Annotated in this window: 15 protein-coding genes; 4 read left to right on the top strand and 11 right to left on the bottom strand. The window is 72.2% G+C overall.

Annotated features, from left to right (window positions below):
• Positions 1-124: 124 nt before the first annotated feature.
• The 6 genes from folE to dacB all read right to left on the bottom strand — a co-directional run bounded on the left by folE (position 125) and on the right by dacB (position 8,038).
• A complete protein-coding gene (folE, locus tag IF83_RS0111060; RefSeq protein ID WP_030543922.1) occupies positions 125-730 on the bottom strand; it encodes a GTP cyclohydrolase I FolE in 606 nt (201 codons plus the stop codon).
• A 110-nt stretch (positions 731-840) separates the two neighbouring features.
• Complete coding sequence (gene ftsH / locus IF83_RS0111055) at positions 841-2,865, bottom strand: ATP-dependent zinc metalloprotease FtsH (RefSeq protein ID WP_030543921.1); 2,025 nt, start codon at positions 2,863-2,865, stop codon at positions 841-843.
• Between the two features lie 225 nt (positions 2,866-3,090).
• Positions 3,091-3,645, bottom strand: coding sequence for a hypoxanthine phosphoribosyltransferase (hpt, locus tag IF83_RS0111050; protein WP_078843361.1), 555 nt, complete (start codon positions 3,643-3,645; stop codon positions 3,091-3,093).
• Between the two features lie 82 nt (positions 3,646-3,727).
• On the bottom strand, positions 3,728-4,888 hold the full coding sequence (gene tilS, locus IF83_RS0111045) for a tRNA lysidine(34) synthetase TilS (RefSeq protein WP_030543919.1): 1,161 nt from the start codon (positions 4,886-4,888) through the stop codon (positions 3,728-3,730).
• A 299-nt stretch (positions 4,889-5,187) separates the two neighbouring features.
• Entirely contained in the window at positions 5,188-6,327 is a 1,140-nt protein-coding gene (locus IF83_RS0111040; RefSeq protein WP_030543918.1) for a zinc-dependent metalloprotease, read from the bottom strand.
• Between the two features lie 316 nt (positions 6,328-6,643).
• The gene (dacB, locus tag IF83_RS0111035; protein ID WP_078843378.1) at positions 6,644-8,038 is read right to left on the bottom strand and encodes a D-alanyl-D-alanine carboxypeptidase/D-alanyl-D-alanine endopeptidase; all 1,395 of its coding nucleotides are present in this window, start codon (positions 8,036-8,038) and stop codon (positions 6,644-6,646) included.
• Positions 8,039-8,226: 188 nt separating this feature from the next.
• Between dacB and IF83_RS0111030 the strand changes: the two genes are divergently transcribed.
• The gene (locus IF83_RS0111030) at positions 8,227-8,721 is read left to right on the top strand and encodes an inorganic diphosphatase (protein ID WP_019707647.1); all 495 of its coding nucleotides are present in this window, start codon (positions 8,227-8,229) and stop codon (positions 8,719-8,721) included.
• A gap of 265 nt (positions 8,722-8,986) precedes the next feature.
• Positions 8,987-10,714, top strand: coding sequence for a threonine/serine exporter family protein (locus tag IF83_RS0111025; protein ID WP_078843377.1), 1,728 nt, complete (start codon positions 8,987-8,989; stop codon positions 10,712-10,714).
• 17 nt (positions 10,715-10,731) lie between these two features.
• Here the strand turns inward: IF83_RS0111025 and IF83_RS30140 are convergent, their stop codons facing one another.
• Positions 10,732-12,027 (bottom strand): DedA family protein, encoded by a 1,296-nt coding sequence (locus IF83_RS30140; protein ID WP_037679450.1) that lies wholly within the window; start codon positions 12,025-12,027, stop codon positions 10,732-10,734.
• Between the two features lie 251 nt (positions 12,028-12,278).
• Here IF83_RS30140 and wrbA point away from each other — a divergent pair, with 251 nt between their 5' ends.
• Positions 12,279-12,917, top strand: coding sequence for an NAD(P)H:quinone oxidoreductase (wrbA, locus tag IF83_RS0111015; protein ID WP_030543914.1), 639 nt, complete (start codon positions 12,279-12,281; stop codon positions 12,915-12,917).
• Between the two features lie 119 nt (positions 12,918-13,036).
• Here the strand turns inward: wrbA and IF83_RS0111010 are convergent, their stop codons facing one another.
• The 4 genes from IF83_RS0111010 to IF83_RS0110995 all read right to left on the bottom strand — a co-directional run bounded on the left by IF83_RS0111010 (position 13,037) and on the right by IF83_RS0110995 (position 17,041).
• Positions 13,037-13,738, bottom strand: a complete 702-nt coding sequence (locus tag IF83_RS0111010; RefSeq protein ID WP_051722643.1) for a PadR family transcriptional regulator — start codon at positions 13,736-13,738, stop codon at positions 13,037-13,039.
• Positions 13,739-13,822: 84 nt separating this feature from the next.
• On the bottom strand, positions 13,823-14,425 hold the full coding sequence (locus IF83_RS0111005) for a DinB family protein (RefSeq protein WP_078843360.1): 603 nt from the start codon (positions 14,423-14,425) through the stop codon (positions 13,823-13,825).
• 235 nt (positions 14,426-14,660) lie between these two features.
• A complete protein-coding gene (locus tag IF83_RS0111000) occupies positions 14,661-16,118 on the bottom strand; it encodes an aldehyde dehydrogenase family protein (protein WP_030543911.1) in 1,458 nt (485 codons plus the stop codon).
• Between the two features lie 86 nt (positions 16,119-16,204).
• A complete protein-coding gene (locus tag IF83_RS0110995) occupies positions 16,205-17,041 on the bottom strand; it encodes a helix-turn-helix domain-containing protein (RefSeq protein ID WP_030543910.1) in 837 nt (278 codons plus the stop codon).
• A 345-nt stretch (positions 17,042-17,386) separates the two neighbouring features.
• Between IF83_RS0110995 and IF83_RS0110990 the strand changes: the two genes are divergently transcribed.
• Positions 17,387-17,947 (top strand): ATP-binding protein, encoded by a 561-nt coding sequence (locus IF83_RS0110990; protein WP_078843359.1) that lies wholly within the window; start codon positions 17,387-17,389, stop codon positions 17,945-17,947.
• The last annotated feature ends 18 nt before the right edge of the window (positions 17,948-17,965 follow it).

The following is a 17,965-nucleotide window of genomic DNA, read 5'->3' as shown; positions in this document are numbered from 1 at the left end:
ACCTTAGGCCCCGGAGCGCCCGCGCCCCGCCGGGGGCACCGGCGCCGGGGCGCGCTCCCGGCGGAATCCGGACGCCGGCGCGCACGGGGGTGCCCCGGCGCGCGCCAGGGGACCCGGCACGCTCTCAGCGCGCCAGGATCAGGCTCATCGCCTCGGCGCGGGTGGTGGCGTCGCGGAGCTGGCCGCGGACGGCCGAGGTGGTGGTCTTCGCCCCGGGCTTGCGTATGCCGCGGACCGACATGCACATGTGCTCCGCCTCGATGACCACGATGGCCCCCCGGGCCTCCAGAATGCGCATGAGCGAATCGGCGACCTGCGTGGTCAGCCGCTCCTGCACCTGCGGCCGGCGGGCGAACACGTCCACCAGGCGGGCCAGCTTGGACAGGCCGGTGATCTTGCCGGTCTCGGCCGGGATGTAGCCGACGTGGGCGACGCCGTGGAACGGCAGCAGGTGGTGCTCGCAGAGGCTGACGATCTCGATGTCCTTGACCAGCACCATCTCGTCGTGACCGAGGTCGAACGTCGTGGTGAGGACGTCCTCCGGGTCCTGCCGCAGTCCGCCCAGGATCTCCCGGTACGCGCGGGCGACCCGGGCCGGGGTCTCCAGCAGCCCCTCGCGGTCCGGGTCCTCGCCGACCGCGATGAGCAGCTCGCGGACGGCGTTCTCGGCCCGCTTCTCGTCGAACTCGCCGACGGCGCGCCCGCTGTTCAGCGTCACCGGGTCGGTCATGTGGGGTGCCTCGTTCCTGATCCGCGCCGTACGAACGCTCGTACGACGAATGCCGCGCCTTCCCAGGGTAGAACCCGGGAGGGCGCGGCACTCATTCCGCAGGGGGAGACTCAGCTCTCCGGACGGGTCTCCTCGGGGAGCTCGGCCTTCTCCGTGGAGATCTTGGAGGCGCCGGCCGACTGGGAGCCGTTGGCCATGGTGAGTTCCTTCGGGGAGAGCACCGGCGGCCGGGTGGAGGGCGTACGGCGGGAGGAGCCGGTCCACGCGGGGCGGGCCGGGCGCTTGACCACCGGGGCGAAGATCTCGGCAATCTCCTCCTTGTTCAGGGTCTCCTTCTCCAGCAGCCGCAGCACGAGGTTGTCCAGGACGTCGCGGTTCTCGACCAGGATCTCCCAGGCCTCGTTGTGCGCCGTCTCGATGAGCTTCTTGACCTCCTCGTCGACCAGCGCGGCGACCTCCTCGGAGTAGTCGCGCTGGTGGCCCATCTCGCGGCCGACGAAGGGCTCGGAGTTGTCGCTGCCGAACTTGATCGCGCCGAGCCGCTCGGTCATGCCGTACTGGGTGACCATCGCGCGGGCCGTGGCGGTGGCCTTCTCGATGTCGTTCGCGGCGCCGGTGGTGGGGTCGTGGAAGACCAGCTCCTCCGCCGCGCGGCCGCCCAGCATGTACGCGAGCTGGTCCAGCATCTCGTTGCGCGTGGTGGAGTACTTGTCCTCCTCCGGCAGCACCATGGTGTAGCCGAGGGCCCGGCCTCTCGACAGGATCGTGATCTTGTGTACCGGATCGCTGTTCGGGGAGGCCGCCGCGACCAGGGCGTGTCCGCCCTCGTGGTACGCGGTGATCTTCTTCTCCTTGTCGCTCATGATCCGGGTCCGCTTCTGCGGTCCGGCCACGACACGGTCGATCGCCTCGTCCAGGAAGTGGTTGTTGATCAGCTTGGCGTCGCTGCGGGCGGTCAGCAGGGCGGCCTCGTTGAGGACGTTGCTGAGGTCGGCACCGGTGAAGCCGGGGGTGCGCCGGGCGACGGCCTGCAGGTCCACGTCGGGCGCGACCGGCTTGCCCTTCTGGTGCACCTTGAGGATCTCCAGCCGGCCCTGCATGTCGGGCCGGTCGACGGCGATCTGCCGGTCGAAGCGGCCCGGGCGGAGCAGCGCCGGGTCGAGGATGTCCGGCCGGTTGGTGGCGGCGATCAGGATGACGCCGCCCTTCACGTCGAAGCCGTCCATCTCGACGAGCAGCTGGTTCAGCGTCTGCTCGCGCTCGTCGTGGCCGCCGCCCATGCCGGCACCGCGGTGCCGGCCGACGGCGTCGATCTCGTCGACGAAGACGATCGCGGGGGCGTTCTGCTTGGCCTGCTCGAAGAGGTCGCGGACCCGGGAGGCGCCGACACCGACGAACATCTCGACGAAGTCGGAGCCGGAGATCGAGTAGAACGGGACGCCCGCCTCGCCGGCGACGGCGCGCGCGAGCAGCGTCTTGCCGGTGCCGGGCGGGCCGTAGAGCAGCACGCCCTTGGGGATCTTGGCGCCGACGGCCTGGAACTTCGCCGGCTCCTGGAGGAACTCCTTGATCTCGTGGAGCTCCTCGACCGCCTCGTCGGCACCCGCCACATCGGCGAAGGTGGTCTTCGGGGTGTCCTTGGTGATCAGCTTGGCCTTGGACTTCCCGAAGTTCATGACCCGGGAGCCGCCGCCCTGCATCTGGTTCATCAGGAACAGGAAGACCAGCACGATGAGGACGAAGGGCAGGAGCGAGAGCAGGACGCCGACGAAGGCGTTCTGCGACTGCGGGGAGACGGTGTACCCGTCGGGCAGCGTGCTCTTGTCCCCGTCGTTGACCCTCGCCTGGAGGTCCTTGGCGAGCTCGGTGCCCTGATCGCCGATGTAGCTCGCCTGCAGCTTGTCGCTGCCCGCGATCTCGACGTCGTCCTTGAGCTCGATCTTGATTTTGCTTTCGTCGCCGGTGGTGAGCTCGGCGGACTTGACCTTGTTGTCGGCGATCGCGTTGACGACCTGGCCGGTGTCCACCGTCTTGTAGCCGCCGGACGAACCGACGACCTGCATCAACACGACCACGGCGAGGACGGCCAGCACGATCCACATGACCGGCCCACGGAAGTAGCGCTTCACGTCCATCCATACGGGGCGCGGGCGCCCCGTCCCTCCTGCCACAGTGAGGCACGCCGGCTTCTCGGTGAGCCGGCCGTGCGTACGGTGAATTACTCGACCTGTTGAAGACTTGCCTTCGGACGGTACCTCAGCTTCCGCCCCGGGCGCTGCCCGGGCGGTGAATGACCACCGTCCGTACAAATCCCAACGCCGCGGCGGCGCCCGGCGTTCCCGCCGGGCGCTTCCGGCCGCTCAGCCGCCGTAGACGTGCGGCGCGAGTGTCCCGACGAAGGGGAGGTTGCGGTACTTCTCGGCGTAGTCGAGGCCGTAGCCGACGACGAACTCGTTGGGGATGTCGAAGCCGACGTATTTGACGTCGATGTCGACCTTGGCGGCCTCGGGCTTGCGCAGCAGCGTGCAGACGTTCAGCGAGGCCGGTCCGCGCGAGCTGAGGTTGGACAGCAGCCAGGAGAGGGTGAGCCCGGAGTCGATGATGTCCTCGACGATGAGGACGTCCCGGCCGGCGATGTCGGTGTCCAGATCCTTGAGGATCCGGACCACGCCGGAGGACTTGGTGCCCGCGCCGTACGAGGACACCGCCATCCAGTCCATGGTCACGGGGGTCGACAGGGCGCGGGCCAGGTCGGCCATCACCATGACCGCCCCCTTGAGCACACCGACGATCAGCAGATCCCGGCCCGCGTACTCGGCGTCGATCTCCGCGGCCAGCTCGGCCAGCTTGGTGTCGATCTCTTCCTTGGTGATGAGTACCGACTGAAGGTCGGCACCCATGTCCTTGTCGTCCACCCGCGTCACTCTCGGTCGTTACGGCCCGGTCCCGGCAGCGCTCGTTCCCGGCGATGGCCGGAGGGACGCGTCGGGAGGCGGCTCAGTGCTCGGCGGCGGTCTCGTCCCGCCGCCCGATGACCAGATTGCCACACCGACGGCGGACCTCCACGCGCCCGGGGAGGTTGAGGGCGCCCTGGCCGTGCCAGTCGGTGACCAGCCGGTCCATCTCCTCGATGTGCCGGGCGAAGAGCGAACCCCCGGGCGAACCGGCCGCGATGGCCGCACGGCGCAGCACCCGGCGGCGGATGGCGGGCGGCAGCGCGGCGAGCTTGGCGGCGTCCAGGCCGACCCCGGTCCCGGGGCCGGCCGGGCCGGACCGGACGGAGCGTTCGGCGTCGTCCGCCCAGACGTCGAGGGCATCGGCGTCGTCACGGGAGAGCTGGGCGGTCCGGGCGAGGGCCTCGATCACTCCCTTGCCCAGGGACTTCTCCAGGGCGGGCAGCCCTTCGTGACGCAGCCGGGAGCGGGTGTAGGAGGGGTCGCTGTTGTGCGGGTCGTCCCAGACGGGCAGCGACTGGGCGAGGCAGGCCGTGCGCGCCGTCTGCCGGTCGAGCCGGAGGAACGGGCGCCGGTAGCGGCCGTCCCTGCCGGAGACGGCGGCCATGCCGGAGAGCGAGCGGATGCCGGAGCCGCGGGCGAGCCCGAGGAGGACGGTCTCCGCCTGGTCGTCGCGGGTGTGGCCGAGCAGGACGGCGCGGGCGCCGTACCGGTCCGCCACGGCGTCGAGGGCGGCGTAGCGGGCGTCGCGGGCGGCGGCCTCGGGCCCGCCGGACCGGCCGACGTCGACCGCGACCGTCTCGACGGGGTCGAGCCCGAGCTCGCGCAGGCGCGCGGCCACCTCATCGGCGCGCTTCCCGGAGCCGGGCTGGAGGCGGTGGTCGACGGTGACGCCGCCGGCGCGGATGCCCAGCTTGGGGGCCTCGAAGGCCAGCGCGGAGGCGAGCGCGACGGAGTCGGCGCCCCCGCTGCAGGCAGCGAGCACCAGTGGGGCGTCGGGGACGACGGGAGCCGGGCGGCCGGACGGCTCGGGACGTCCGGCGGGCGGGACGGCAGGCGATGCGGAAGAGGCGGAGACGGCGGAAGGGGAGACGGCGGAGGAGGAGTAGGGGAGCGCGCCGGCGGCGGCGAGCTCGGCGAGGAGGTCGTGGAGCGTGCGGCGGACCGCCAGGCGTATCGCCGCGACCGCTGGATGGGGACCCATGTCCGGTTCCCTTCCTGTCAGGGGGGAGAAGTCTCGGGGGCCGTGCGGGCCGGGGGCGGGAAACCGCCCTTCGGCACTCGGCCTTCCGTCACACTGTGTGCGTCGATGGTGACAGAGGCGAGCCATTACCCGAGCATCGCACGCCTTCCCCGGCCCCACGGTCCCTCGGACGGGTGATCTGCAGGACTTCCATTCGGCCCCGGCCCCGCGGCCCCGGTCCCGCGGCCCCCGTCCGTGGCGCGCGGCACCGGCTCGCCGGCGGGGCCGCGGCGGGCCGGTGAGCCGATGGCCGCGGTGGGTCAGCTTTCCTTGCGGTGCACCCGGGCCACCCACTCGGCCGGTGCGGCGATCTCCGCCTTGGTCGGCAGCGTGTTGGGCGAGGTCCACACCCGGTTGAAGCCGTCCATGCCGACCTCGTTCACCACGGCCCGGACGAAGCGCTCGCCGTCGCGGTACTGGCGGAGCTTGGCGTCGAGGCCGAGGAGCTTGCGCAGGGCCTGGTCGAGCCGGCCCGCGCCGCTCGCCCGGCGCTGCTGGAACTTCTCGCGGATCTCGGCCACGGACGGGACGACGTCCGGGCCCACTCCGTCCATGACGTAGTCGGCGTGGCCCTCCAGCAGGGACATCACGGCCGTGATGCGGTTCAGGACCTCCCGCTGGGCGGGGGTCTGCACCAGTTCGACGAAGCTGCGGCCGCCGTCGCCCTCGCCCTCCTGCCGGCCGCCGGCGAGGGACTGGGCGGCCTCGCGGACGCGTTCCAGGAGGGTGCCGGGGTCGATGTCGGTCTCGGCGAGGAAGGTCTGGATCTCGCCCTCGATGTGGTCGCTGAGCCAGGGGACGGCCGAGAACTGGGTGCGGTGGGTTTCCTCGTGCAGGCAGACCCAGAGCCGGAAGTCGTGCGGCTCGACGTCGAGTTCGCGTTCGACGTGGACGATGTTCGGGGCCACCAGCAGCAGCCGGCCGCCGTTCGCCCCGGCGGGCAGGTCGCGGCCGGGCGGGGCGAAGGTCTCGTACTGGCCGAGGACGCGGGAGGCGAGGAAGGAGAGCAGGGCGCCCAGCTCCATGCCGGTCACCTTGGAGCCCACGGCGCTGAGCACGGCCCCGCCGGGACGGGCGGCGCGGCGGCCCTCGACCTTCTCCAGCAGGGGCTTCAGCAGCTCGCGGAAACCGGCGACATTGGCCCGGATCCAGCCCGGCCGGTCGATGACGAGGACGGGGGTGCCGCCGCCGGGGCCGGGCGCCGTGCCGTCGGCGGGCGGGGCCGCCATCCGGGTGAAGGCGCGCACGTGTTCCTCGGAGGACCCGGCGTGCCGGCGCAGCTCGGACACCACCGCGCGCGCCTCGTCACGGCTCACCTCGGGGCCCGGCCGTACCAGCCGGGTCGCGGTCGCGACCGCGAGATTCCAGTCGACCATCTGGGCACCGCCGAAACTCGTCATGACTTCACCGTACGTGGCATGCGGAGAGAGCGGGAGAAGTCCATGGCGGGGGCGTGGCCGGGCGGGGCGGACGCCCCGGTCACGGCTCCGGAGCGGTGGCGTGCTGGGCGGCCGCCCCTCCGCGGCGGGAGCCGGACGGACGGTCGCCCGGGCGCCGCCGCGGGGCGACGGCCGGGGCGGGACGGTCGCCGGCGGCGGAGCCGAGCGGCGCCTGCGGCTCCGGCGCGGCCCTCCCGCCGCGTCCACCGCGGGCAGCAGCCGCCGTCGTGCGCGCGGCGGCCGGTGCGGAGGCGGGCCCGCTCGTGCCCGCGGGCGGTCAGCGGCAGCCGCAGTTGGCCAGGGCCGAGGCCATGCGGTCAAGGGCCGCCTGGGCTCCGTGGGCGTCGCCGCTGCCGTTGGTGAGGAACGCGAAGGCCAGCAGCCGGCCGTCGGCATCGACGACCGTTCCGGCCAGGGCGTTCACCCCCGTGAGCGTGCCGGTCTTGGCGCGGACCATGCCGGTGCCCGCCGAGGCGTCCGCGTAGCGGCTGCGGAGGGTGCCGCTGAATCCGGCCACGGGCAGTCCGGTGAGGACCGGGCGGAGCTCGGGGCGCTCGGGGTCGGTGGCCCGGACCAGCAGCTGGGCGAGGAGGGCCGCGGAGATCTTGTCGTCCCGGTCGAGGCCGCTGCCGTCGGCGAACCGGGCGCCCTTCAGCGGCAGGCCGAGCCCGGCGAGGCGGGCCCGTACGGCCTTGCCGGCGCCGGTGAAGCTCGCCGGTTCGCCGTCGGCGACGGCCGTCTCCCTGGCGAGGGCCTCGGCGATGTCGTTGTCGCTGTTGGTCAGGGCTCGTTCGACGAGGGCGGAGACGGGCATGGAGCGGACGGCGGCGACCCGCTCGGTGTCCTTTCCGGCCTTGGCGTGGCGCGGCTTCCCCTTGATCTTGACGCCGCGGTCGCGCAGCAGGTCGGCGAAGGTCTCGGCGGCGTCGGCGGCGGGGTCGGCGGAGCGGGGCGCGGGGCCGCGGTGGCTGTCGTCGAGGCGGCCCGCGTCGGTGCTCAGCGGGACGACCGGGGCGATGTTGTCGTTGGGCCCTATGGGGTGCCGGGTGGGGCCGGACCAGCGCGAGGTGTCGTACGCCAGGGCGGCCTTCTTCACGCCGTCCTTCTTGAGGGCGCTCGCGGTGCGGTCGGCCAGGTCGCGCAGGCCGGCGGGGTTGCCGGGCTGCCGGGAGCCGCGGGCGGTGAGGGTCGGGTCGCCGCCGCCGACGAGCACGATCTCGCCCTCGCCGGAGCCGGTGACGACCTCGGTGGTCAGCCGGTGGTCGGGGCCGAGCGCGGTGAGGGCGGCCACCGCCGTCGCGATCTTGATCGTGGAGGCGGGCACGGCCGCGGTCTCCGCCCGGCTGCCGTGGAGCAGTTCGCCGGTCGCGGCGTCGGCCACGGCGGTGCTGCTCAGCGGGCCCAGCGCCGGGTCGTCCAGCAGCGGGGTGAGGGCGTCCTCCAGGCCCGTCGCGGTGGGCGGCGGGGCGGCTCCCGACGAGCCGGCGGCGCCGCCGAGGGCGGCGAGGACGGCGGTGGCCGCGGGCGCGGTCCCGTCCGTGGCCGACGTCCCAGGTGACCGGCCATCGTGACGCTCGCCACCCTCGCCGTTCCAGTGGGCCGCGCGGGCCCGCTCGGCCGTACGCTGTCCGGAGTCCCATGGGCCGGCCGCGGTCACCGCTCCGGCCGCCATGACGAGCCCGAGTACGGCGGAACCCGCCGCCAGGTGCCACGGCGGAAGGGCCAACCACCCGCCGACGGGCCACCTGAACCGCCACCATCCGGCCTCGGGCACTTCGGACCAGCCCCTTTCGCACCCACGCCCCCGCGTGAGGGACACTTAACCATCAGAATTATGGCCTGATCATGGAGGAGCCACCCGTGGAGTTCGACGTCACCATCGAGATCCCGAAGGGTTCGCGCAACAAGTACGAGGTGGACCACGAGACGGGCCGTATCCGCCTGGACCGCCGGCTCTTCACCTCGACGAGCTACCCGGCCGACTACGGGTTCGTCGAGAACACCCTCGGCGAGGACGGCGACCCGCTGGACGCCCTGGTCATCCTGGACGAGCCGACCTTCCCCGGCTGTCTCATCAAGTGCCGCGCGATCGGCATGTTCCGGATGACGGACGAGGCGGGCGGTGACGACAAGCTGCTGTGCGTGCCGGCCTCGGACCCGCGCGTCGAGCACTTGCGCGACATCCACCATGTCTCGGAGTTCGACCGCCTGGAGATCCAGCACTTCTTCGAGGTCTACAAGGACCTGGAGCCGGGCAAGTCGGTCGAGGGCGCCAACTGGGTGGGCCGCGCCGAGGCCGAGGCCGAGGTCGAGGCGTCCATCAAGCGCCTGGAGGCCTCCGGAGGGGCGCACTGACCACGACGATCGCGCCGGAGTGATCCGGCCGCGGGCCCGCCGGCGCGGCGGCCCGCGCGGCGGCGGTACGGGCGGGCGGCGCACTCCTCGGGGGTGCGCCGCCCGCTTGCTGCCCGGGGCGCCCGGTGGGCGGGACATACCGGGCGAGTGCCCCGGGAATGCGCCATGGTGGCCTGGGGGACCGGGCCTGGCCGGGAGCCGCAGGGAACGGGGAACGGGGAACGGGGAACGGACGAGGGTTCCACGAGGAGGATCGGAGCACGTGGTGGCGGACACCCAGCGGCACGGCGGTGCCCCCGGGCCGGAGCGCGCGGGCGCGGAGGAGGCCGAGGACCGCAAGCCGCAGTCCGACGAGGCGCGCAGCGCCTTCACCCCGCCGCTCGGCCTCCCGCTGCCGCCGCCTCCGGAGGACGAGCACCCCACCTCGGAGTTCGCCCTCCCCCTCGGTCTGGCCCCGGAGCCGCCCCCCGAGCCGGAGGGGTCGGCCTTCGCGCCGCCGGGCGGCCGGCAGCCCCAGGCTCCGGACGCGAACGGCCGGGGCGGGCCCAGTGCCTTCCCCGCCTTCACTCCCCCGCACGGCATACCCGCCGTCCGGCTGTCCAAGGACCAGCCCTGGCAGGACCGGATGCGCACCATGCTGCGGATGCCGGTGGGCGACCGCCCGCTGCCCGAGCGGGCGGAGCGCCACGAGGACGAGTCGGGGCCCGCCGTCCCCCGGGTACTGGACATCTCGCTGCGGATCGGGGAGCTGCTGCTGGCGGGCGGCGAGGGCGCGGAGGACGTCGAGGCGGCGATGTTCGGCGTCGCCCACGCCTACGGGCTCGACCGCTGCGAGCCGACCGTGACCTTCACGCTGCTCTCCGTCACCTATCAGCCGTCGCTGGTGGACGACCCGGTCACGGCCAGCCGGACGGTACGCCGGCGGGGCACCGACTACACCCGGCTGTCGGCCGTCTACCGGCTGGTGGACGACATCACCTCCGACGATGTCGAGATCACGCTGGAGGAGGCGTACCGGCGGCTGGCCGACATCCGGCGGAACCGGCACCCCTACCCCGGCTGGGCGCTGACCCTGGCCGGGGGGCTGCTCTCGGGGTCGGCGAGCATACTCGTCGGCGGCGGCTGGCTCGTCTTCCTCGCGGCAGCGGCCGGGGCCATGCTCGGCGACCGGCTGGCCTGGCTGGCCTCGGGGCGCGGGCTGCCGGAGTTCTACCAGTTCGTGGCGGCCGCGATGCCGCCCGCCGCGATGGGCGTGACGCTGGTGCTGGTGCACGCGGACGTCAAACCGTCCGCGGTGATCACGGGCGGGCTGTTCGCGCTGATCCCGGGGCGGGCGCTGGTGGCCGGGGTGCAGGACGGGCTGACCGGCTACTACATCACCGCCTCCGCCCGTCTGCTGGAGGTCGTGTATCTGATCGTGGGCATCGTGACCGGGGTGCTGCTGGTCCTGGTGGTGGGCGTGGAACTGGGCGCCGAGCTCAGCCCGGACGAGTCACTGGGCAGCGCCTACCGGCCGGTGACGCAGATCGTCGCGGCGATGCTACTGGCGCTGGCCTTCTGCATCATGCTCCAGCAGGAACGTTCCACCGTGCTGGCGGCCACCCTCAACGGCGGGATCGCCTGGGTCGTCTACGGCGCGATGCACGACGTCGGGAACATCTCGCCGGTGGCGACGACCGCCGTGGCGGCCGGGCTCGTCGGCCTCCTCGGGCAGCTGCTGTCCCGCTACCGGTACGCCTCCGCGCTGCCGTACGTCACCGCCGCCATCGGGCCGCTGCTGCCCGGTAGCGCCACCTACTTCGGTCTGCTCGGCATCGCGCAGGGCGACCTCAACGCCGGCCTCGGCTCGCTGACGAAGGCCGTGGCGCTGGCGCTGGCCATCGCCATCGGGGTGAACCTGGGGGGCGAGCTCGCCCGGCTCTTCCTCAAGCGGCCGACGGTGGAGGCCGAGACGGGCGAGCGGCGGGCGGCCAAGCGCACCCGCGGATTCTGATCCGGCCTCCCGGGCCGTCAGGGCTGTTCCGGCTGCCCGTACCGGTGGGGCCTGCCCTGCCGCGTCGGCTGCCCGTACTGGTCGGGCTCCTGACCGTACTGATCCTGCTGACCGTACTGGTCCTGCTGACCGTACTGCTGCGGCTGACCGTACTGCTGGTGAGGCTGCGGCTGCCCGCCGTACTGCTCGGGCCGGCCGTACTGCTCGGGCTGCCCGTACTGCTGCGGCTGCTGACCGTACTCGTCCGGCCGGCCGTACGGCTGCTGCTGCCCGCCGTACGGGCCCTGCCCGCCCTGCTGACCGTACTGGCCCTCCTGGCCGTACGGCTGCCGACCGTACTGCTCCGGCTGACCGTACTGCTGCGGCTGCTGACCGTACTGCTGCTGACCGTACTGCTGCGGCTGCCCGCCGTACGGGCCCTGCCCGCCCTGCTGACCGTACTGGCCCTCCTGGCCGTACGGCTGCCGGCCGTATTGCTCCGGCTGACCGTACTGCTGCGGCTGCTGGTCGTACTGCTGCGGCTGCTGGTCGTACTGCTGCTGACCGTACGGCTGCTGCTGCGGCTGCCCGCCGTACGCGGGTGCGGACTGCGCCGGCTGTCCGAACGCCGCCTGCGGGCCGTCCTGCGGCTCGGACGCGGACGCGGACTCGGGACGGGCCAGGGCCGGCTCCTCCGGGAGGGGCGCCGCCCGGCGGGACTGCGCGCGGGCCCGGAGCACCTCGATGATGATCGGCAGCACCGAGAGCAGCACGATCAGGATGAGGATCTTCTCGATGTGCGCGTGCACGAAGTCGATCTGGCCGAGGAAGTAGCCGAGGACCGTCACACCGGCGCCCCAGAGCATGCCGCCGATGACGTTGAAGGTGATGAACGAGCGGTAGTTCATCCGGCTCACACCGGCGACGATCGGGGTGAACGTCCGGACGATCGGCACGAAGCGGGCCAGGACCAGCGACTTCGGGCCGTACTTCTCGAAGAAGTCGTGCGCCTTCTCGACGTTCTCCTGCTTGAAGAACCGGGAGTCCGGCCGCGTGAACAGGGCCGGTCCGACCTTGCGCCCGAAGAGGTAGCCGACCTGGTCGCCCAGGATCGCCGACACCACGACGAGCGTGCAGATCAGCCAGAGCGGGTAGCTGAGCGTGTCCGTCGCCACCAGCAGACCGGTGGTGAAGAGCAGGGAGTCACCGGGCAGGAAGAAGCCGAAGAACAGACCCGACTCGGCGAACACGATCGCCAGCACGCCGATCAGTCCGAAGGTCTGGATCAGATAGTCCGGGTCGAGCCAGCTGGGGCCGAGCGCGAGGGTGGTCACGGAAGTAGAGACTCCAGGTTCGGGGCGCAGGCTCGAGCAAGGGCCCGGGCGCGGTTCGTGGGGCGACTGTACAGCCCTCCCCAAAGCTACCAACGCCCCGGAAATGCGCGGGGTTCCGGAGCCCCCCGCCCGGTGGCCGGCCCGCCGGACGGGGCCGGTGACGCCGGGGCGGGCTTGCGTGCCGCGGCGGCGGGCAGGCGGTAATGTCCGCCCCTCGTCAGGGGGGTTCGTCACATGAGAGGAGCCGTTCCATGTCCAGTGCCGTCTCCGGTGCCGTGCGTCTCGCCGTCATCTACTACTCGTCCACCGGGACCAACACCGCCGTCGCCAAGGAGATGGCGAACGCCGCGGCGAACGCGGGAGCGGAGGTGAGGCTGCTCCGAGTGGCCGAACTCGCGCCCCGGGCCGCCGTGGAATCCAACCCGGCGTGGGCGGCGAACGCCGACGCGACGGCGGACATCCCCGAGGCCGGTCCGGACGACATGCTCTGGGCCGATGCGGTGATCTTCGGGTCCCCGACCCGCTACGGCAATGTGTCCTCGCAGCTCAAGCAGTTCATCGACAGTCTCGGCGGGCTGTGGGCCGAGGGGAAGCTGGCCGACAAGGTCTACAGCGGCTTCACCTCGTCGGCGACGCTGCACGGCGGCCAGGAGTCCACCCTGCTCGCGCTCTACAACACCATTTACCACTTCGGCGGGGTGGTGGTGGCCCCCGGCTACACCGATCCGTCGAAGTTCACCGACGGCAACCCGTACGGCACCTCGCACGTGGACGCCCAGGGGCAGAACCCGGTGGACGAGACCACGCTGCGGGCCGCGCGGGTGCAGGCCGAGCGGGTGGTGCGGTTCGCCCGGGCGATCAAGACCGGGTCGGCCGCGGACGGGGGATGACCCCTGCCGACGAGGGATGACGCCGCGGACGGCCGACGGCCGAGCCGGTTGCGCGGGCAGTGGCCGAGCCGACAGCGAGGCCGGTGGCCAAGCCCACGGCGAGGACGGACCGGGCCCGGTCAGCTCCGGTCCCGGGCGCCGTCCGGGACGGGGCCGGGCCGGGCCCTGCCCGTCCCCGGGCCCGGGGTCCGGCCGCGGTTCGCGTCCCGGTCCGCGAAGGGGTTCTCCGCTCCCTCCGGCAGGACGTCCACCGAGCGTTCGCCCTCCCCGGCCATGACGTAGGCACCGCCCTCCAGCCGGGCGATCAGTCCGCGGGTCCACTCCGCGCCGCTGTCGGCGAGATGGGTCCAGAGCCGCATGATCTCCCCGATGTGGCCCCACTCCTCGGGGGGCGCCGGCGGCAGCCACTCCCGCTCGACCTCGTCCCGCCACGCCTCCAGCGCCGCCACCCGCCGCTTCAGCAGGGCGACGGCCTCCTCGCGCGGCAGGTCGACGAGGAAGCCGACCCCGGCGGTCAGCAGGTCGGGCTTCTGGTCGTGCCGGAGCAGGGCCTCGCGGAGCAGCGCCAGATACTCCCGCTCCCCCTCCGGCGTCAGCTCGTACTCGGTGCGCGGCGGGCCGCCGGCCGGGCTCGGCTCGGTGTCGTGGGCCAGCAGCAGGCCCTGCTTCGCCATCTGCTTCAGCGCGTGATAGATCGAACCCGGCTTGACGTTCGACCATTCGTGGGCGCCCCAGTACTCCAGGTCGCTGCGGACCTGGTAGCCGTGGGCCCGGCCGTGCTGGCGGACGGCGCCCAGCACCAGCAGTCGCGTCGCCGACATCGGCCGTCCTCTCCCCGCCGTCCGGTCCGTACGGCGTCACCCTAGCCAAGGCGGCGCCGGCCGGCCGGACGCGGGAGGGGTGGTTCAGGCGGTGGCCCGCTGCCGGCCGGCTTCCGCCTCGGCCGCTGTCTCCGTCTCGGCCCCCGCTTCGGCCGCCATGGCGGCGTCGACCAGTTCGAACGCCGTCTTCCCGTCCAGGGATTCGCGGATGATGTCGGCGTGGCCGGCGTGCCGGGCGACCTCCTGGATGAGCGTCAGGACCAGCCAGCGCATCGACCGCTCGGCCCCGGGCGGGAACCACGGCGCCTCGGGCAGCGCGAAGGTCGCGTCGAGATCCGGCACCTCGCGGACGAAGCGCTCGGTGCGGGCCGCGACCTCCTCCCATTCGGCCAGCTTGCCGGCGATGGTCTCGTCGCCGACCAGCCGGAAGCTCTCCTGCCAGTTGGATTCGTCGCGCTCCGTCGCGTACCTCAGGCCCCGGCCCGTGCGCACCCAGCCGTCCTCCACCTCCACCAGGTGCTTGAGCAGTCCGGAGAGGGAGAGTCCACTGGCGCTCGGCTTCCGTGCCGCCTGCTCCTCGGTGAGCCCGAGCAGCGCGCGCCGTACCGCCCCGCGCTGCGCCTCCAGGTAGGCGAGCAGGGCACCGCGCTCGTCACCGCGGTTCTCGGCTTCCACGAGAGTGGGCATGGGATGACCTCTCTGTATGGGTACGCTCTGGTCCGGCCGGATACGCACCTCTCGTTCGGAACATCCCTCACGCTACGGGGACTTGCGGTCAGTTCCTGTCCGCGTCGTGCGGGGGCCGGAAGAACGCCGAGGCCCGGGCGGCGGGCGCCCGGGCCTCGGTGCGGTGGTGCGGATTCACTTGTCACGGTGGTGCGGTGGCGCGGCGGCGCGTGCGGCCCTCCGCTCGCGCCCCGGGTCAGAAGGGGAAGACGCTCCTGCCGTGCTGGATCGAGATCCACTTGGTGGTGGTGAAGGACTCGATCATGGCGTCACCGTTGAGCCGGCCGAGGCCGGAGTGCTTCTCGCCGCCGAACGGCACGATCGGCTCGTCGTGCACCGTGCTGTCGTTGACGTGGATCATGCCCGTCTCGACGCGCTGGGCGATCCGCACGCCGCGCTCGACGTCCGCCGTGTGGACGGCGCCGCTGAGCCCGTACGGGGTGTCGTTCGCGATCCGTACCGCCTCGTCCTCGTCCTCGACGGGGACGATGACGACCACCGGGCCGAACAGCTCCTGGCAGAGGGCGTCCGAGCCCTCCGGTACGTCGGTGAGGACGGTGGGCGACACCAGGGTGCCCTCGCTCTCGCCGCGGACGAGGGCGGTCGCGCCGGCCTCGATGGTGCGTTCCACCAGGGCCGTGATCGCCTCGGCCTGCGCCGGGTTGATCAGCGGGCCGATCTGGGTCTCGGGGTCGGCCGGGTCGCCCACCTTGAGGGAGCGGACCTTGGCGGTGAACTTCTCGGTGAACTCGTCGAGGACGGCGCGGTGGACCAGCACGCGGTTGGCGGACATGCAGACCTGTCCCTGGTGGACGAAGCGGCTGAACACCGCCGCGTCGACCGCGTAGTCGAGGTCCGCGTCCTCCAGCACGATCAGGGCGCTGTTGCCGCCGAGTTCGAGGACCGAGCGCTTGAAGTGCGAGGCGGCGACGGTGCCCACGTGGCGGCCGACCTTGTCCGAGCCGGTGAAGGAGATGACCTTGGGCACCGGGTGCTCGATGAAGGCGTCGCCGATCTCGGCGATGTCGGTGATGACGACGTTCAGGACCCCGGGCGGCAGTCCGGCGTCCTCCAGGATCTTCGCGACCAGGGAACCGCCGACGATCGGGGTGTTCTGGTGCGGCTTGAGGACGACGGCGTTGCCGAGGGCGAGGGCCGGGGCGACGGACTTGAACGACAGCAGGAACGGGAAGTTGAACGGGCTGATGACGCTGACGACGCCGACCGGCGTCCGGTAGACCCGGTTCTCCTTGCCGTCGGTGGCCGCCGGGAGGATCCGCCCCTCGGGCCGGACCGCCAGCAGGATCGCCTCGCGCAGGAACTCCTTGGCGAGGTGGAGTTCGAAAGCGGCCTTGAGGTGCGTGCCGCCGAGCTCCGCGATGATCGCCTCGGTGATCTCCTCCTGGCGCTCGTCGATGAGGGTGAGCGCCCGCTCGAAGACCGCCCGGCGGAGATACGGATTGGTGGCCGCCCACGCGCGCTGCGCGCTCTCGGCGGCCCGGTACGCCTCGTCGACCTCGTCGACGGTGGCGATCGTGATGGCCGCCAGCTTGTCCCCGTTGTAGGGATTGAAATCGATGATGTCCCACGATCCGGAACCGGATTTCCATTCACCGGCTATGTATTGGTGGGCCAAATCTGCGAAGTAGGACATGCCACCCCTGACGTGGAGACCGGAGCGCCGGGCGGGGCGCCCGCGGAGGGTTCGGGCTCCTGACGGTTTGTCATCGTACTGTTGTCTCAGTAGTCACGGAGGATTTTCCCGATGAGTTCACGGCTCCCGGCCGGGTCGGGGCTGTCCTCGCGCAACCGGTCCAGCACACGCCGGTACTGCCGGACGTCCTCGGGCTTGTCGAGATAGAGGGCGCTGGTGAGCTGCTCCAGGTAGACGATGTCCGGCAGATCGGACTCGGGGAAGCGCAGCAGGGTGAAGGCCCCGCTCTCACCGGCGTGGCCGCCGAAGGAGAACGGCATGATCTGCAGGGTCACCCGCGGGTGTTCGGACAGCTCGGTGAGATGGCGGAGCTGGCCGCGCATCACCTCGCGGTCGCCATAGGGCCGGTGCAGCGCCGCCTCGTCCAGGATGAGGTGGAACTCCGGACCGTGCTCGGCGACGAGCAGCTTCTGCCGCTCCAGGCGCAGGGCGACGCGCCGCTCGACCTCGGACGGCGCGGCATCGGGCTGGCCGCGCGTGACGACGGCGTGGGCGTAGCCCTCGGTCTGCAGCAGACCGGGCACGAACTGCACCTCGTAGCCGAGGATGCCGGAGGCCGCGCCCTCCAGTCCGACATAGGTCTGGAACCAGCCGGGCAGCACATCGCTGAAGCTGTGCCACCAGCCGGCGACGTTGGCTTCCCGCGCCAGGCCCAGGAGGGCGTCGCGCTCGGCCGGGTCGGTGACTCCGTAGAGCGTGAGCAGATCCTCGACGTCCCGGGCCTTGAAGCTCACCCGGCCCAGCTCCATGCGGCTGATCTTGGACTCGGAGGCGCGGATCGAATACCCCGCCGCCTCGCGGGTGACGCCCCTGGACTCGCGGAGCCGTCTGAGCTGTGAGCCGAGGAGGATGCGGCGCACCATCGAGCCACTGGATCCTCCCGCTCCCTCGGTTCCGCTTACCGACTGCCCTGTGCTCATGTACCGACTACCTGTCTCCGTAGTTGATGCACTGCGACCGTCAACAGGCGAAGTCTGCCACTTCCGGGCTCCGTTGCGTGCCGGTCCGGTTACACAAAGCGGAGACGGACGGGAAGTCCGGTGGAGCCGGGCCCGAAGATTAACGGTTCAATCCACCGCGATCCCGGGCAATACCGTCAGCTGCACGTGCATCTGCCCTTGCATCTGACGTACGCATTGGGAACGATGGTCCCCAGCACCACAGCACGGCTGCCTCGACCGATTCCACTTGGGCCAGGAGTGCCTCGCATGGGGACCAAAGGATCGACCATGCTCGAGCCGTTACGGCGGGAGCTTCCGCCCATCGGCTATGAGGCGGTCTCCAGCAGCGCCACCTGCTCGCTCGCGCCGCACTACGAATCGGTGGGGGGCGCACGCCGGTTCACCCGGTCCGCGCTCTCGGAGTGGGATCTCGACGACCACTTCGACACGGTCGCGCTGGTCGTCTCGGAACTGGTCACCAACGCGCTGCGGCACGCCCTGCCGGACGCCCTGTCCACCGCCGCCCGCCAGGACCCGGCCGCGGGGACGCGCACGGCGGAACCGGCCGTGCGGCTGCATCTGATGCGCTGGAGCACTCATCTGGTCTGCGCCGTACGGGACCCCAGCCGGGACAGCCCGGTCACGGGGAGACACCTGCCGGAGGACCCCGAGCGCGCCGGGGAGTCCGGCCGCGGACTCCATCTCGTCGAGGCCTTCAGCGACAACTGGGGCTGGCATCCGCTCGCGGGGACGCTGCGCGGGAAGGTCGTCTGGGCACTGTTCCGGCTGCCGGCGCTCCGGGTGCGCCAGGGGCCTGTCGTCACATGATCTCGGCCGATGGATCAT

The sequence above is a fragment of the Streptomyces albus subsp. albus genome (genome assembly GCF_000719865.1).
Taxonomy (GTDB): domain Bacteria; phylum Actinomycetota; class Actinomycetes; order Streptomycetales; family Streptomycetaceae; genus Streptomyces; species Streptomyces albus_E.
Note: the sequence above shows the minus strand (reverse complement) of the source record. Positions and strands in the feature narration are given on the sequence as shown.